This window comes from Streptomyces sp. NPDC046925 (assembly GCF_040644915.1).
Classification (GTDB): domain Bacteria; phylum Actinomycetota; class Actinomycetes; order Streptomycetales; family Streptomycetaceae; genus Streptomyces.
The window spans coordinates 89838-105170 of sequence record NZ_JBEYWZ010000018.1 but is presented as its reverse complement, the minus strand read 5'-3'; the positions used below and the strand labels follow the sequence as shown (position 1 = coordinate 105170).

The window sequence follows — 15333 nt, the reverse complement described above, 5'->3', positions numbered from 1 at the left end:
GCCGCCGTCCGGCAAGGCGGGCAGGATGAGCAGAATGCGCCTGCCCGGCACGGGCGGCGGCTCCGGTGACGGGAGCCCGCTGTTCCGCAACGCCTACGCCCTGATGCTGAACACCGGCATCTCCGGCGTACTCGGTCTCGGCTTCTGGCTGGCCGCCGCCCGGTACTACTCGGAGTCGGCGGTCGGCCAGGGCTCGGCGGCGATCGCCGCCATGAAGTTCCTGGCGGGACTCACCGCGCTCACCCTGATGGGGGCCCTCGCCCGCTTCATACCGGTCGCGGGACGCGCCACGGGCAGGCTCATCTTCCGTACGTACGCGGGCAGTTCGCTGGTCGTCGCGTTCGCCGCACTGATCTTCCTGCTCACGCTGGACCTGTGGGGCCCCTCGTACAGATTCCTGCACGGCCCGCTGCACGGCCTCGGCTTCATCGCCGCGGTCGTCGCCTGGTCGCTGCTCACCTTGCAGGACGGGGTGCTCACGGGGCTGCGCAGCGCCCTGTGGGTGCCGGTCGGCAACACGGTCTTCTCGGTCGTCAAGCTGGGGCTGCTCATCGCGATCGCCGCGGCGATCCCGACCGCGGGCGTGTTCGTGTCGTGGGTCGCCGCGATCGCCGTGTCGGTCGTACCGCTGGGCTGGCTGGTGTTCCGGCGCCTGGTGCCACGGCATGTGGAGGCGACCAGGGACAAGGCGCAGCCGCCGACGCTGCGCGAGATCGGCCGCTTCCTGGCCGGGGACTACACGGGCTCGCTCTTCTCGCTCGCCGTGGTCTACCTCGTGCCGGTGATCGTCGCCTCGCAGGTCAGCTCGGTCGACAACGCGTACTTCTACATCACCACCACGATCGGCGGCACGGTCAATCTGCTCGCCATCAACATGGGTGCCTCGCTGACCGTCGAGGGCGCGCACGACCCGGCGCGGCTCGCGGCCAACACCCGCGCGGTGCTGCGCCGCATGACGCGCATCATGCTGCCGGTGTGCGGTCTGCTCTTCATCCTCGCGCCCTACGTCCTGCGGGTCTTCGGCCAGGGGTACGCGGACGCGGCGACGCCGCTGCTCCGCTGGTTCGCGGTGGGCGCGGCGCTGCGGGTCGTCATGGAGACGTACTTCGCGGTGCAGCGCGCGCAGAGCCGTACGTCCGGGATCGCCTGGCTCCAGGGCCTGTTGTGCGTGCTCGTGCTCGGCCTGACGCTGCTTCTGCTGCCGCGGATGGGTCTGACGGGTGCGGGCGTCGCCGAGATCTCCAGCCTCGCGGTGATCGTGGCGATCGCGGCGCCCAAGCTGTACCGGGTGGCGCGGGGAGCTCCCTCCTCCGAGCCGGCCGACGCGGCTCCGGACGGCGATCTCGCCGATCTGGGGACGCCCGAGGTGACGCCCCCGTCCCCCGCCCGGGTGCCGGGGCAGCCCAAGGAGCGGCGGGGGCCCGCCTGGGCGCTGCGCGAGACACTGGACTCGGACACGCTGCAACTGGCCGTGCAGACCGACTTCGAGCATCCGGAGCGCAGGCCCGACGTGCGTCCGGGGCCGGGGACGCCCGCGTCGGGGACACCGGCTTTCGGGAGGGCGGCTGCCGGGAGGGCCGCTGACGGGCGGGTGGATGGTGGCAAGCCGGTCTCGGGGAAGCCGGCTGCTGCGGGGACGCCCGCTTCGGGGAAGCCCGCCGCCGGGGAGGGTGCTTCGGCGAAGCCCGCTTCCGGGGAGAGCGCGGGCACGGGGGACGAGGGGGACCACATGGAGCACAGGCCGACCTGGGCGCTGAGAACGCCTCCGCCGGGGCCGAGGGAACCCGCGCCGCCTCCCCCGCCGATTCCCCCCTCGGTGTCATCGGCCGTGACGGCGCCCGCGGAGGAGCCGGGCACCGACGCACGCGCGCCTCAGGCTCCGCCCGCGCCCGACGTCGGCCCGAAGCCGTTCCCCGGCCGCCGCACGCTGTTCATGGCGCTGTTCCTGGCCTTCGCGCTCGCCCTCTACTGGCTGCCCGCGCTCGGCATCACGGAGGCGGACCTGGACGAGATGGGCGGGCTCGGGCTCATCTCCGTCCTGCCCGCGCCGACCCTGCTCGGGGCCGCGCTGCTCGTCGTCGTCTTCGCCTCGCTGCTCTGGACGGAACGCCCGCACCAGGCCCTGCTCCTGACGACTCTGATCGCCACCGTGGTGTGCCTGCACGCGCTGCCCGCCGTCCTCGAGGACGAGCCGCGGTTCGCGACGGCCTGGCAGCACCTCGGCTTCATGGAGTACATCGACAGGACCGGCTCCGCGGTGCCCGACCTGGACGCGCGCTGGAGCTGGCCCGGCTTCTTCGCCGCGGCGACGTTCGTGGCCAAGGCGTGCGGCGTCTCGGACATGACCGAGGTCATCCGCTGGTGGCCGCTGGCCATGCAGCTGCTCTATCTCGCCCCGATGCTGCTGCTCGTGCGCGCCATGCGGGCGTCCTGGCGCGCCAAGTGGGCCGGGGTGTGGATCTTCGCGCTGAGCGGCTGGGTCGGCCAGGACTACTTCTCCCCGCAGGGCTTCACGTATCTGCTCTATCTGGTGTTCGTCGCGGTGCTTCTCGTGTGGTTCCGGGCGCCCCACGTGCTGTGGGCCAAGCGCCGCCCCGGCGAACTCGAGGTCGAGCCCGCCGACCGGCGCCAGCGCGCGGTGCTGCTCGTGATCCTGATCGCCCTGTTCGCGGCGACGGTCCCGGCGCACCAGCTCACGCCGTTCGTGATGCTCGGCGTCCTCGCCGTGCTCGTCCTGGTGGGCCGCTCGGAGCTGCGCGGGCTGCCGATCCTCTTCGCGGTGTTCGTCGCCGTCTGGCTGGGCTTCCTCGCGGAGCCGTACTGGTCGGGGCATTTCGACGAGCTGTTCGGCGGCATCGGCGGCGTCGGCGGCAATGTGTCGTCGTCGGTATCGGGCCGGATCGAGGGCGGCAGTTCGACCCATCAACTCGTGCTCTACGCGCGCGTGGCGCTTGCCGGCGGTGTGATGGCCCTTGCCTGCTGGGGCTGGTGGCGGCGGCGCGACCACAAGTACACCGAGCGCTCGCTGCTCGTCCTGACCTTCGTGCCGTTCCTGGGCTTCGGCATGCAGTCGTACGGCGGCGAGATGGCCTTGCGCGTCTTCATGTTCGCCCTGCCGGGCGCGGCCCTCCTCGCGGGTCTCGCGCTGTTCCCGCGCGCGGGCATCACCGCGAAGGAACGGGACCGCGACCGGGTGAGCCTGGCGCCGCTCGCCGCGCTGATGGCGGGGCTCGTCCTGATGGGCGGCTTCCTGGTGGCGCGCTGGGGCAACGAACCCTTCGAGCGGACCCGGGTCGGCGAGGTCGCCGCGATGGACTACGTCTACGAACATGACGACCCGACCGTACGGCTGCTGTGGATGAGCGACGACACGGTCGACAACGTGACGCCCGCGATGCCCTGGGGCACCAAGGACATGGAGAAGGTGCAGTACGTCCCGACCCTCGCCCCGGCCGACCCGGTCCTGGTCTCCGGCCTGGTGAAGGCGCTCAAGGACGCGGGCCCCAACTCGTATCTGATGATCAACAAGAGTCAGACGGTGTATCTCCAGATGGACGTGGGCTATCCAAGGTCCTGGGACGCCCGGCTGATCACGAACCTCGACAACCGCCAGGAGCTGAAGAAGGTCTTCACGAACGACGACGCGACCCTCTACACCCTGCGCAAACAGCCGAACGGCACGGTCGAGAAGGCCGCTCCGGGCCCGATAGGACCACAGGTGACCTGGACTCCCTGGTCGGTGATCGGCGCGCTCGCGGCGATCGCCCTGGTTCTGCTGCTCGGCGCCCGTGAGGTCGTGCGGGTGGCGGTGGAGCCCAGCGTGCGGCAACTGCGCTGGATGCAGAGCACGTTCTGGTTCTCGCTGCCGCTGCTCGCGGTGCTGCTCGCCTCGCTGATCCAGCGGTTCCTGACGATGGCGTGACGGTCCCGGGCGGCGGGGCGCAGGTGCCGGTGCGGGTGCCGGTGCGAGTACCGGTGGCTGGAGCGGATCAGCGCTCCAGCCACTTCACCTCGTATCCCTTCATCGCGAACCGCTTGCCGTCGACCTTCGCGTCGATCGGGCGGTCGAGGGTGTTCACGACGAGCACCGTGTCCTTGTCGGCGAGGACGCGTACGTTCGGTACGTCGTCCGCGGCGACGGAGACCTTCTCGTACTTCGTGCCGGGCGGGAACGCGTCGCTGAAGCGGGAGAGCAGCTTCATCATCGGCAGCTCCTTGCCGCCGTCGTCCAGCTCCGTGGAGCGCCACAGGCAGCCCGCGCAGTCCTCGCCCCTCTTCTGCGGGTTCCAGTAGAAGCCGCTGCTCGCGCCGCCGCGGGCCATCGCCATCAGGCCCGCGGCCTGGACGGCGACGCGGTGCGGCTCGGACCAGTCGTCGCGGTTGTCGTCGCCGTCGGCCGGTTCCACGTAGTACTCGGCCCACCACAGCGGCAGGTCGCCGGTGCGCTCCCGGACCCACTTGCTGACCGCCGTGAGCTTGTCGGTGGCCTTGAACTCGTCGGGGAGCATCTCGTCGTCGACGGTGTAGCTGGAGCCGTCCACGACGACGAAGTCCGCGCCCGCCTTGTTCTTGTTCCAGTAGTCGAAAGCGTCGAGGACGCGCTGGTCCACGCGGCCCCAGGCGCCCTTGACCTCCGTCGACGCGCCCTCGGTCTGGCGCGGGTCGACGCTGTCCATGACGAGGTAGGGACCGCCGACCATGATGTCCTTGTTGACCTTCTTGAGCTCCTTGTAGACCAGGTTGTAGAGCTTGGTGTAGCCCTCGTAGTCCCAGCGGGCCTCTTCGCTGTTCCAGAAGCCCTTGAATTCGTTCCAGACGATGAAGTGCCGGACGTCCGGATAGCGCTTGGCGACGGTCACCGCGAGCTTGGCGTAGTCCTTGAAGTGGGCGGGCTCCGGGGCGGTCTCCAAGGACTGCTGGCTCCAGTCGGTGTTGTCCTTGCCGGGCTTGCCGCCCTTCATCCAGTCCGGGGCGCAGCACAAGGTGACGACCGGCGTGCCGTCGGTGGCGCGGATGAAGTCGATCCGGCTGTCCATCGCCGAGAAGTCGTAACGGCCCTCGACCGGCTCGGGGTTGCCCGCGCCCCAGCCCATGACGTGCTGGATCTGCGGCAGCGGGCGCGGCTGGTCCGCGAGCATCTCCTCGACGCGCCGCGTGGCGTCCGCCTCGCCGTGGTCCGCGCTGTACTGGGTGTGGGTGAAGCCCCAGCCGACGGCCGGTTTCGCATCGCCGGGCGGGACCGCGGGGGTGCCGTGCACCTTGTCGCCGTCGCGTGTGGTGCCCCGGGTGCCCGTCTCGTCACCGGGGAGCGTGGTGATGACGGTCAGGATCAGGGCCAGTGCGGCCACAGCTACGCCGAGCAGCGCGGTGAGCCGCCACCGCTGTGCCCCCGAATTCCACCCATGACGTCCCATCAGGGGCAATCGTAACCGGGGCAGTTGGCGGTAGGACAGGTTCCGTTGCCACCGGTTCGGGCATTCCGGCGGCGCCTTCAAGCCTTGCCCTGCCGGGCGGGGTACGCCGGAGCGCGTGTGGAGTGCCGTGGAGTGCGGGTGGACTGCCGCGGAGTGCGTAAACCGGGATGCACGAGGGCACTTGCGTGCCGGATCATGGCGGCATGTCTGCGAACCCTCAGGACACCCTGCCGATCCGGCTCAACGTAGACGACAGCGACTCCCCGTCGGATGTCGTGGACGCCCTGTTCCTCGGCCGCTTCGCCACCGGCGAGCAGCCTTTCTCGCACAGCTCCAACATCGACCGCGTCAAGCACGGCTTCTCCCTGCTCCCGCCGGGGGCCACGGTGTTGCGCGCGGCCCGCGACGACGACCGCAGCGCGACGCTGGCCGAGGGCGACGGCTGGACGCTCCTGGTCTCCCGCTGGAAGCACGGCGCGGACGTGACGGTGACCGCGACGAGTGCCGACCTCGCGGACGAGATCCTGAAGCAGGCGACGGACGGCGCGCAGGACGAGCCGGAACCCCAGCCGGACAACGTGACCATGGGGTTCTGGTACGTGTCTCCCAGGCGCGGCCCGCACCGCACGACACGGCAGATCACCGCGGGTACGTGGGAGGAGGTGCGGGCGAACTACACCGCGCCGGTCGCCGGGGCGATGGACTCCCTGATGAAGACCACCCCCGAGGACATCTCGGGCCGTCTGCTCCTCCTGCACGGGCCGCCGGGCACCGGCAAGACGTCGGCGCTGCGGACGCTCGCGCGGTCCTGGCGCGACTGGTGCCAGGTGGACTGCGTCCTGGACCCGGAGCGGCTGTTCAGCGACGTGGGCTATCTGATGGACATCGCGATCGGCGAGGACGACGGCACGGCGAAGGGCCGCTGGCGGCTGCTGCTCCTGGAGGACTGCGACGAGCTGATCAGGGGGGAGGCGAAGCACACCGCGGGGCAGGCGTTGTCGCGGTTGCTGAACCTGACGGACGGGCTGCTCGGGCAGGGCCGCAATGTCCTGGTGGGGGTCACGACGAACGAGGACCTGGAGCGGCTCCACCCCGCGGTGGTGCGGCCGGGGCGGTGCCTCGCCCGTATCGAGGTCGGAAGCCTGACCCGTACGGAGTCGGTCGACTGGCTCGGCACGGACGAGGGAGTTCCCCGCGAGGGCGCGACCCTGGCGGAGCTGTACGCCTTGCGGCGGGGCACGACCCCTACGTCGGTCCCGGATCCCCGGGAGGGGGCGGACTCGGGGCTGTATCTGTAGCCCGGCAGCGGGCGGGCCGACCGCCGTCTCGCGGCGATTGTCCCTCCCGCCCAGCCCGGCGCGGGTTCACCCCGAGTCGCCGTATGCCGCCCGCAGAGCCTCCCGCGCGGCGGCGAGCGCGTCCTCTTCGGAGAGACCGAGCCGCCGGGCCCGCCCGGCGAAGGCCTGGGCGGCAGCCGACGCCTCCCGCGCGGCGGTGTCCCCCGCGGCGGCGACGAACGTCCCGTTGCGCCCCCGCGTCTCGATCACCCCGTCCGCCTCAAGCACGCGATAGGCCTTGGCCACCGTATTGGCGGCGAGCCCCAACTCCTGGGCGAGCCCCCGCACGGTGGGCAGCTTGTACCCCACCGGCAGCACCCCGCCACGGGCCTGCTCGGCGATTTGGACCCGCACCTGTTCGTAGGAGGGCACGCCGGCCGTACCGGAGGCGCCGCCATCGTCGATCTCGATCTTCAACGTCACGCGGCGATTGTCCCGCACCCGGGGAAAATAGGAGGCACCCCGACGCACCCCGCGCGTAGCGTGCGGCCCCATGACCGTCCTAGTCCGCGCCCTGCGCCCCGGCGACAAGGCCGACGCCGAGGCCTTCGCCGTCGTCTGCCGCGCCTGCGTACCCGCCATGCTCGCCACCGCCGACTCGGTCCTGTTCGACCTGGCGCACGCCCATCCCGACTCCCGTTACCGGCAGTTGGTGGCCGAGGCCGACGGGGAGATCATCGGCACGGCGCAGGTGGGCATCGCCTACGACAGCCCCGAGCCCGGTCAGGGCTTCGCCAATGTCTACGTGCTTCCGCGGCGGCGGGGGCTCGGCGCGGGTTCGCTGATCCTGCGGACGGCGGAGGAGTACCTCGCGGACGAAGGTGCCGTCACGGTCTTCTCCTGGGTCCTCGACGACCCGGCGAACCTCGCCTTCGCCGCGGGGCGCGGCTATCGCGCCAGCCGCTCGGCCCACTTCCTCCGCCTCGATCTGGCCGGCGGCACGCTGCCGCCGCGCCAGGAGCCGCCCGCCGGGGTGGAGTTGTGTTCGGGGGCGGACTTCGGGGACGACCCGCGCGCCCTGTTCGACCTGGACGCGGAGACGGTCGCCGATGAACCGAGCGATGTGGCGGCGGAGTTCACGGACTACGAGCACTGGCTCGGCGAGACCTGGAACCATCCCTTGGTGGACCGCGGGCTGACCTCGGTGGCGGTGGTGGACGGCCGCCCCGCCGCCTTCACCCTGGCCCGCACGGACGACGACGCGCGCTACGCGAGCGGCATGACCGGCACCGCACGCGCGTTCCGCGGGCGCGGCCTGGCCAAGCTCGCCAAGAACGACTCCCTGCACCGGGCGCGGGCCGCCGGATACAAGGAGGCGTTCACCGGCAACGACGCCGGGAACGAGCCGATGCTGGCGATCAACAAGTGGTTCGGTTACGAGATCTGCGCGACGGAGGTACGCCATGTCCGAGACCTCGGCTGATCCGGGGACCGACCGGGTGGAGGTCGTCCTGACGAAGGCGGGCCGCACGAAGATCCGCTACCCGGCGGAGGTCGTCTCGGACGACGGCACCGTGGTGACGGTCCGCGCGCCGTGGGCGGCAGCGGGGGTACGGGACTTCGGCTTCGTCCGCTTCGAGCCGGGCGACGTCTTCACGGAGCACTACTGGCGCGACCGCTGGTACGCCGTCAAGGAGGTCCGCACGTCAACGGGCGTCCTCAAGGGCTGGTACTGCGACGTGACCCGCCCCGCCGTACGTGCCGGCACCACCCTCACGGTGGAGGACCTGGACCTCGACCTGTGGTGCTCGGCAGACGGCAGAACAATCCTGCGCCTGGACGAAGACGAATTCACGGCAAGCGGCCTCACGGCCAGCGACCCGGAAGCCGCAGCGGCGGCCCTGTCCGCCTTGGACACCCTGGAGTCCCTGGCCCGGGCCGGATCCCCCCTCTCTCCGCCCGCCGTCTGAGTTCTCACGTCACGACGGCCGTGTCCCGAGAGCGACCGTCCGTCCGGCGCCGCCTCTCTCGTAGCTCACCGTGTCGGCCTCCTCCTGCCAGTGCAGGGCGAAGTGTTGTCCTGATCGCCAGGCCTCTAGTGCGGCCCTGCAGTACGCGACCATGTCGTCCGGCAGGGCCGCGATGGTGTGCCAGGTCAGTTCGGCGCATTTGTGGGGTTCCGCGTTGTGGGGCTCGCCGCCCGCGCCGTACGCCGCCTCGAAGAACCAGCCGATGCGGGGCTCCTCGCCGGGGCCCCGGTGCTGGAGGACCAGTTCGGCGGTCACGTCCTCGGGGGCGAGGGTCAGGCCGATTTCCTCGCGTGCCTCGCGGATGACCGCCGTACGGACGTCCTCGCCCGGCTCGACGTGGCCGGAGGGGGCGTGGAGCAAGCCGTCGCCGTAACCGGTGTTCGCCCGGCGGGCGAGGAGCACTTCGTCGCCGCGGCGGAGGATCAGGTGGACGTCCACCACCTCCTTGTGACGGCGGGGCACGGGAGGGGCGTCGTCGCAGTCGATCGTCATCCGGCGATGGTGACACCCGCCACTGACAATTCAACTTCGATGAGAAACCCTCCCGGCAGAGGTCTACAGACGTCCCACCTTGGACATCGGTAGTACAGGGAGGCAGCCATGCGCCGTGTGACCGTGCACAAGACCGTCGGGAAGCCCACCAATCGGCAGATCCGGGAGAAGTCCGAGGAGCGGGAACGGCTCCGCGAGCGCCCCGAGGTCCGCAAGGACATCCAGCGGACCTGGTGGCCCGATGGGTGAGATCCGGCGCCCTGACGGCGCGAGACACCTCCCGGGGCGCCTGCGGGACCGCTAGAGGGTCTTCTTGTAGTGGTAGCGGTCGTAGGGGCCGTCCACCCTGCGCTCCACCATTTCGTAGCCGTATCGCGGGTAGAGCCGCTGGTTCTCCCACATCATCGCGTTCGTGTAGAGCCGGACCTCGGGCAGTCCGAGGGCCCGCGCCCGCTCGTCCACGAAGGCGAGCAAGCGGCGGCCCACCCCTTGGCCCGCGGCCCCGGGGTGGACCGCGATGCTGTCCAGGAACAGGTGGTCCTCGTACGGGACGAGGACCAGGACGCCGATCACCGGGTCCCCGGTGACGTACACCCGCCCCGCCGCCACCTCCGCGGCGTGGTCCGCCTCCATGGGGACGGGCACGACACCGATGCGCTCGATGTAGGGGTGGTACGCCGCCTCCGTCACCGCCCGTACGGCGGGGACGTCGGCGGCGGTGGCGGGGCGGATGGCGTCGGGCGTGTGCGGGGTCATGCCTTTACGTCTACGTCACTCCCCCGCCCCCGCACCAGCAGCTTCTTCAGGAGCGGCCACAGCACGATCAGCGCGATGATCGCGTACACCGTGATCGAGAAGGGCGTGTTCACCAGGCCGCTGACGCTGCCGTCGCTGATCTGGAGGGCGCGGCGCAGCTGCTGCTCGGCGTTCGGGCCGAGGATGACGCCGATGACGGCCGGCAGGACGGGCAGGCCGTAGCGCCGCATGCCGAAGCCGATCAGGCCGATGATCAGCAGGATCACCAGGTCGAGCGCCTCGCCGCCCACCGCGTAGGCGCCGACCGCCGCGAAGAAGAGGATGCCCGCGTAGAGGTAGGGCCTGGGGATGCGCAGCAGCTTCGCCCAGACCGGGGCGAGCGGCAGGTTCAGGGCCAGGAGCAGGACCATGCCCACGAAGAGCGAGGCGATCAGGCCCCACACCAGGTCCGGCTCGCGCTCGAAGAGGAGCGGCCCCGGCTGGATGCCGTACTGCTGGAAGGCGGCGAGCATCACGGCCGCCACCGCCGTGGTGGGCAGGCCGAGCGTCAGCATGGAGACGAGGGTTCCGGCCGCCGACGCCGATGACGCGGACTCCGGGCCCGCCACTCCCTCGATCGCGCCCTTGCCCCACTCGTCCTTGTGCTTGGACAGACGCTTCTCGGTGACGTACGAGAGGAAGGTGGGGATCTCGGCGCCGCCCGCGGGGATCGCGCCGAACGGGAAGCCGATGAGCGGGCCGCGCAGCCAGGACTTCCAGGTGCGCTTGACGTCGGACCTGCCGAGCCAGGGGCGGCCGACGGGGATCGCCTCGCCGCTGGTGCGCCGCAGATGGGCGGCGACCCACAGGGCCTCGCCGATCGCGAAGAGGCCCACCGCGACGATCACCACGTCGATGCCGTCGGCGAGTTGGAGCGAGCCGAAGGTCAGACGCTGCTGTCCGGTCATCTGGTCGAGGCCGACCAGGCCGAGGGTGAGGCCGATGAGGAGCGAGGCGAGTCCGCGTACCCGCGAGGAGCCGAGCACGGACGTCACCGCGATGAACGCGAGGACCATGATGGCGAAGTAGTCGGGCGCCCCGATGTCGACCGCGAGCTCGGCGACCGTCGGCGCGAGCGCCACCAGGAGGGTGGTGCCGATGATGCCGCCCGCGAAGTGCCCGATGGCGGCGGCCGCGAGCGCCTGTGCGCCGCGGCCCGATTTGGCCATCGGGTTGCCTTCCATCGCGGCGACCACCGCGGCGCTCTCCCCCGGGGTGTTCAGCAGGATCGAGGTCGTCGAGCCGCCGAACATCGCCCCGTAGTAGATGCCCGCGAACATGATGAACGCGCCGGTCGGCTCCAGGCCGTACGTCACGGGGAGCAGCAGCGCCACAGCCATCGCGGGGCCGATGCCGGGCAGGACGCCGATCGCGGTGCCCAGGAGCACGCCGACGGCGGCCCAGAGCAGGTTGACGGGGGTGAGGGCGGTGCCGAAGCCGTCCATCAGGGAGTTGAAGGCGTTCATGTCACAGCACTCCCATCAGCGGCCCGCCGGGCAGCGGCACCCCGAGCAGGTTGTTGAAGACGACATACGTGAGGAGGGAGAGCACGGCCGCGATGAGCGGATCGCGGTCCAGGTGCCTGCTGCCGAGCGCGTAGGCCGCGCCCCAGAAGAGCAGGGCGCCCGCGACGGGGAAGCCGAGCGGTTCGATGAGGACGGCGGCACCGAGGAAGACCCCGGCGAGGAGCAGCACGGTACGCCAGTCGGCGGGTTCGGACAGGTCGATGTCCTCGCCGCCCTCGGCCTCGCCGCGCCCGCCGCGCAGGACGTCGATCGCGAGGATCACGGCGACGGCGAGGAGCCCGATGCCCACGACGATCGGGACGGTCTTGGGGCCGATCGGGCCGCGCTGGGCGATCTCGACGTCCATGGTGAGCGCGTCACCGAGGACGAGCACGCCGAGGGCGAGGAGCATGACGCACACACCGAGTTCGGAGTGCTCGCGCAGCCAGGCGCGGCGGCCGCTCCCGCTCTCCCCGGGCGGGGGCGGCGGGGGCGGGGTCGACGGGGTGTCGGTCGTCGTCGTCACAGTCCCAGCTCCTTCAGCACGGACACCACGCTCTTGTCCTGTTCGGCCAGGAAGTCCCCGAACTTGTCGCCGGTGAGGAACGCGTCGTCCCAGCCGTTGGTCTTGAGGGACTTGCGCCACTGAGGGGAGTCGTGGAGCTTCCTGACCAGGCCGGTGAGCTTCTTGCGTTCGGCTTCGGAGAGGCCGGGCGGGGCGACGATGCCGCGCCAGTTGGTGAAGTTGACGTCGTAGCCGGACTCCTTGAGGGTCGGCCCGTCCAGGCCCTTGGCCCGCTTGGGTCCGGTGGTCGCGAGGAGGCGCAGCTCGCCCGACTTGATTTGGTCCAGGTACTCGCCGACGCCCGAGACGCCGAAGGCGACCTTCTTGCCGAGGATCGAGGCGAGGAGCTCGCCGCCGCCGTCGAACGGGACGTAGTTGACCTTCTTCGGGTCGATCCCAGCGGCGCGTGCCATCAGCATCGGGGCGAGGTGGTCGGGGCCGCCGGGGGACGAGCCGCCGCCGACCGGGAGCTTGCCCGGGTTCTTCTTCCAGGCGGTGACCAGCTGCTTGATGTTCTTGTACGGCGAGTCCTTGGCGACCACGACGACGTCCGGCTCCTCGGTGAGGCGGGCGATCGGGGTGGTGTCGGCGAGAGTCTTGGGCGAGTCGTTGGAGCGTGCGGCGCCCACGACGCCCAGGCCCATGGACATCGCGAGCTTGCCGTTGCCGTGCTCGCCGACGAGGCGGCTCAGGCCCACGGTGCCGCCGGCGCCGGGCAGGTTGAACACCTCGATGTTGTGGGTGAGTCCGGCGTCCTCGGCGTTCTTCGCCGCGGTGCGGGCGGTGATGTCGTAGCCGCCGCCGGGCGTGTTGGGGACCATGAAGCGCAGGCCGGGAATCTGTGTGCCGGTCTCGGCGCCGCTGCCCGTGGAGAGCAGCGGCGGCCCGGCGAGCACGAGCAGCGCGGCCCCGAGCAGGGCAAGGGGTGTGCGCAGGCGCACGGGTGCCACCACCTGTCGGTACTTAGTCGGTACGTGTCGGAACTCGGTCGTACGGGGAAGTTGATGCGGCCGGACTCCCCGTGGGGGCGGGAGCCCGGCCGCCGTCCGCGGGGACAGGGATAGGGGACGGGGTCAGGGGACGGGGTTACCTGTGAGGTGGCCCACATGTTGCCTGGGCGTTAAGAAGCTGTCTCTCTTCCGGAATCAACGGACGTTGTGGTCGTTGTGGTCGCGCCCATAGCCTGCGGCGATGACAAGGGTGCTGGTCGTGGACGACGACTTCATGGTCGCCAAACTGCACAGCCGTTATGTGTCCGCTGTGGACGGATTCTCGGTGGTGGGGGTGGCACACAGCGGTGCCGAGGCGCTGGCGGCGGTGGAGCGGCTGCGCCCCGATCTCGTGCTCCTCGACATCTATCTGCCCGATATGGACGGCATCGCGGTGCTCCGGGAGTTGCGGTCGTCCGAGGAGCGCGACCGGGACAGGCAGCCGGTGGACGCGCTGTTCATCACGGCGGCGCGGGACGCGGAGATCGTGCGGGCGGCGCTGCGGGCCGGGGCGCTGCACTACCTCATCAAGCCGTTCAACCAGGCGGCGCTGCGCGAGCAGTTGCTGCACGTGGCGGCGTTGCGGGCCCGCCTCGACGGCCTGGACGAGGCACGTCAGGAGGACGTCGACCAGATCTTCGGCCCCCGCCCGCCCGGCTCCCGCGAGCTCCCGAAGGGCCTGGCGGCGCACACCGCGGACCTGGTGGAGCAGACGCTGCGGGGACATCCGGACGGCCTGTCCGCCTCGGAGTGCGCACAGGAGGGCACGCTTTCGCGGGTCAGCGCCCGCCGCTATCTGGAGTTCTTCGCGGACACGGGCCGCGCCGAGGTGACGCTTCGCTACGGGGGGACGGGGCGGCCGGAGCGGCGGTACCGGTGGGTGCGCTAGAGCTCGGCCCGCCTCTGCCCACCTCGGCCCACCTCGTCCCGCGGGGCTGCTCCAGGGCAATTCGGGCACGACCTGAGCGGAGTCTGAGGGCTCCCTTAACCGCACCATAAAGATCGCCATCACCCCCTCCCAGCAGGCGAATCCGGGGTTTTCAGCGGCTAGTTTTCTCGGCGCCGGGACGGTTACGAACCGTCGGCGCCGCACGTGATCGGGGGGCGGCACCGGCCGTTCGCAACCGTCTCGTGTCCCCCACACCCCCAGAACCGCCGCTGAGGAGAACCACCCATGACTGCACGCCGCAAGGTCGCCGCGATCGCCGCCGCCGGCATCGCCCCGCTCGCCCTGACCGCCCTGTCGGCCGCCCCGGCCGCCGCGCACGGTTCGATGACGGACCCGGTGAGCCGCGTCTCCGCGTGCTTCCAGGAGGGCCCGGAGTCGCCGACGTCGGCCGCCTGCAAGGCCGCTGTCGCCGCCAGCGGCGCGCAGGCCTTCTACGACTGGAACGGCGTCAACATCGCCAACGCCGCCGGCAAGTCGAAGGAGATCATCCCCGACGGCAAGCTGTGCAGCGCGGGCAACGACAAGTACAAGGGCCTCGACCTGCCGCGCGCCGACTGGCCGTCCAGCAAGATGTCCGGCGGCAACCACACCTTCCACTACAAGGGCACCGCCCCGCACAAGGGCTCCTTCGAGCTGTACATCACTAAGGACTCGTACGACCCGACCAAGCCCCTGAAGTGGTCGGACCTGGAGGAGAAGCCCTTCGTCGACGTGGCCGACCCGAAGATGGAGAACGGCGACTACGTCTTCGACGGCAAGGTCCCGGCCAAGTCGGGCCGCCACCTCATCTACTCGGTCTGGCAGCGCTCGGACTCCCCCGAGGCCTTCTACACCTGCTCCGACGTCGTCTTCGGCAAGGACAGCGGCGGCAGCGAGGCCGCGGCTCCGGCCCCGACCGCCTCCGCGCCCTCCGAGAAGGACATCGCCGCGGGCGCCGACAAGTCCACCGTCGAGCACCACGGCCACGGCGACAGCGACGCCAAGACGGGCGCCGAGGCCTCCGAGGCGGCCCCGGCCGCGGGTGACGACACCGCTGCCGGTGACGACACCGCCGCCAACCAGCCCGAGGTGAACGGCGGCGACGCCAAGCCCGTCGCGGCCGACGAGAACCTCGCCGAGACCGGCGGCGACAGCAACACGCCGTACATCGCGATCGGCGGCGCCGCCGCGCTCGCCGTCGGTGCCGCGGCCATGTTCGGCACGGCCCGCCGCCGCACGGCGCGCCACGGCCGCTGAGCCACTGAGCCGCTGAACCACTGAGCCGCTGCCGAGCCCAGTCGGCAGTGTGAGGGCCGCCGTCCTCCCGTGTGTGCCACG

13 protein-coding genes and 1 pseudogene are annotated in these 15333 nt (G+C 71.1%); 7 read left to right on the top strand and 7 right to left on the bottom strand.

Annotation, left to right across the window (positions count from 1 at the left end):
• Positions 1-25: 25 nt before the first annotated feature.
• Complete coding sequence (locus tag ABZ906_RS42205) at positions 26-3922, top strand: lipopolysaccharide biosynthesis protein (protein ID WP_361391944.1); 3897 nt, start codon at positions 26-28, stop codon at positions 3920-3922.
• 67 nt (positions 3923-3989) lie between these two features.
• Here ABZ906_RS42205 and ABZ906_RS42200 read toward each other — a convergent pair whose 3' ends face one another.
• The gene (locus tag ABZ906_RS42200) at positions 3990-5414 is read right to left on the bottom strand and encodes a xylan 1,4-beta-xylosidase (protein ID WP_361391942.1); all 1425 of its coding nucleotides are present in this window, start codon (positions 5412-5414) and stop codon (positions 3990-3992) included.
• 203 nt (positions 5415-5617) lie between these two features.
• On the opposite strand from ABZ906_RS42200, the gene ABZ906_RS42195 reads away from it, so the two are divergent.
• Entirely contained in the window at positions 5618-6712 is a 1095-nt protein-coding gene (locus ABZ906_RS42195; RefSeq protein WP_361195781.1) for a DUF5925 domain-containing protein, read from the top strand.
• A 66-nt stretch (positions 6713-6778) separates the two neighbouring features.
• Here the strand turns inward: ABZ906_RS42195 and ABZ906_RS42190 are convergent, their stop codons facing one another.
• Positions 6779-7174, bottom strand: a complete 396-nt coding sequence (locus tag ABZ906_RS42190; RefSeq protein ID WP_361195783.1) for a GntR family transcriptional regulator — start codon at positions 7172-7174, stop codon at positions 6779-6781.
• Positions 7175-7244: 70 nt separating this feature from the next.
• On the opposite strand from ABZ906_RS42190, the gene ABZ906_RS42185 reads away from it, so the two are divergent.
• Both ABZ906_RS42185 and ABZ906_RS42180 read left to right on the top strand, forming a co-directional pair.
• The gene (locus ABZ906_RS42185; protein WP_361391939.1) at positions 7245-8174 is read left to right on the top strand and encodes a GNAT family N-acetyltransferase; all 930 of its coding nucleotides are present in this window, start codon (positions 7245-7247) and stop codon (positions 8172-8174) included.
• The gene (locus ABZ906_RS42180) at positions 8155-8661 is read left to right on the top strand and encodes a DUF402 domain-containing protein (protein ID WP_361391936.1); all 507 of its coding nucleotides are present in this window, start codon (positions 8155-8157) and stop codon (positions 8659-8661) included. Before ABZ906_RS42185 ends, ABZ906_RS42180 begins: the two co-directional genes overlap by 20 nt.
• Positions 8662-8670: 9 nt before the next feature.
• Here ABZ906_RS42180 and ABZ906_RS42175 read toward each other — a convergent pair.
• A pseudogene (locus ABZ906_RS42175) lies at positions 8671-9183 on the bottom strand (NUDIX domain-containing protein); the annotation flags it as partial.
• A gap of 138 nt (positions 9184-9321) precedes the next feature.
• On the opposite strand from ABZ906_RS42175, the gene ABZ906_RS42170 reads away from it, so the two are divergent.
• Positions 9322-9462, top strand: a complete 141-nt coding sequence (locus tag ABZ906_RS42170) for a hypothetical protein (RefSeq protein WP_190082724.1) — start codon at positions 9322-9324, stop codon at positions 9460-9462.
• A gap of 51 nt (positions 9463-9513) precedes the next feature.
• On the opposite strand, the gene ABZ906_RS42165 is transcribed toward ABZ906_RS42170, so the two are convergent.
• The 4 genes from ABZ906_RS42165 to ABZ906_RS42150 all read right to left on the bottom strand — a co-directional run bounded on the left by ABZ906_RS42165 (position 9514) and on the right by ABZ906_RS42150 (position 13019).
• Entirely contained in the window at positions 9514-9969 is a 456-nt protein-coding gene (locus ABZ906_RS42165) for a GNAT family N-acetyltransferase (RefSeq protein WP_361195789.1), read from the bottom strand.
• A complete protein-coding gene (locus tag ABZ906_RS42160) occupies positions 9966-11474 on the bottom strand; it encodes a tripartite tricarboxylate transporter permease (RefSeq protein WP_361391933.1) in 1509 nt (502 codons plus the stop codon). The genes ABZ906_RS42165 and ABZ906_RS42160 overlap by 4 nt, the downstream gene beginning before the upstream one ends.
• A gap of 1 nt (position 11475) precedes the next feature.
• Positions 11476-11958: a tripartite tricarboxylate transporter TctB family protein gene (locus ABZ906_RS42155; RefSeq protein WP_361195927.1), complete on the bottom strand. Its 483-nt coding sequence runs from the start codon at positions 11956-11958 to the stop codon at positions 11476-11478.
• A 77-nt stretch (positions 11959-12035) separates the two neighbouring features.
• Positions 12036-13019, bottom strand: coding sequence for a tripartite tricarboxylate transporter substrate binding protein (locus ABZ906_RS42150; RefSeq protein WP_361392073.1), 984 nt, complete (start codon positions 13017-13019; stop codon positions 12036-12038).
• A 250-nt stretch (positions 13020-13269) separates the two neighbouring features.
• Between ABZ906_RS42150 and ABZ906_RS42145 the strand changes: the two genes are divergently transcribed.
• Positions 13270-13956 carry a response regulator gene (locus ABZ906_RS42145; RefSeq protein ID WP_361195793.1) on the top strand — a complete coding sequence of 229 codons (687 nt, stop codon included), beginning with the start codon at positions 13270-13272 and terminating at the stop codon, positions 13954-13956.
• A gap of 285 nt (positions 13957-14241) precedes the next feature.
• Complete coding sequence (locus tag ABZ906_RS42140; RefSeq protein ID WP_361195795.1) at positions 14242-15252, top strand: lytic polysaccharide monooxygenase; 1011 nt, start codon at positions 14242-14244, stop codon at positions 15250-15252.
• The last annotated feature ends 81 nt before the right edge of the window (positions 15253-15333 follow it).

Excerpts from the sequence above, each read along its gene's own strand:
- ABZ906_RS42140 (WP_361195795.1), top strand. The coding sequence starts at position 14,242 with ATGACTGCACGCCGCAAGGTCGCCGCGATCGCCGCCGCCGGCATCGCC.
- ABZ906_RS42145 (WP_361195793.1), top strand. The coding sequence starts at position 13,270 with ATGACAAGGGTGCTGGTCGTGGACGACGACTTCATGGTCGCCAAACTG.
- ABZ906_RS42205 (WP_361391944.1), top strand. The coding sequence starts at position 26 with ATGAGCAGAATGCGCCTGCCCGGCACGGGCGGCGGCTCCGGTGACGGG.
- ABZ906_RS42195 (WP_361195781.1), top strand. The coding sequence starts at position 5,618 with ATGTCTGCGAACCCTCAGGACACCCTGCCGATCCGGCTCAACGTAGAC.
- ABZ906_RS42170 (WP_190082724.1), top strand. The coding sequence starts at position 9,322 with ATGCGCCGTGTGACCGTGCACAAGACCGTCGGGAAGCCCACCAATCGG.
- ABZ906_RS42160 (WP_361391933.1), bottom strand. The coding sequence starts at position 11,474 with ATGAACGCCTTCAACTCCCTGATGGACGGCTTCGGCACCGCCCTCACC.
- ABZ906_RS42180 (WP_361391936.1), top strand. The coding sequence starts at position 8,155 with ATGTCCGAGACCTCGGCTGATCCGGGGACCGACCGGGTGGAGGTCGTC.
- ABZ906_RS42165 (WP_361195789.1), bottom strand. The coding sequence starts at position 9,969 with ATGACCCCGCACACGCCCGACGCCATCCGCCCCGCCACCGCCGCCGAC.
- ABZ906_RS42185 (WP_361391939.1), top strand. The coding sequence starts at position 7,245 with ATGACCGTCCTAGTCCGCGCCCTGCGCCCCGGCGACAAGGCCGACGCC.
- ABZ906_RS42200 (WP_361391942.1), bottom strand. The coding sequence starts at position 5,414 with ATGGGACGTCATGGGTGGAATTCGGGGGCACAGCGGTGGCGGCTCACC.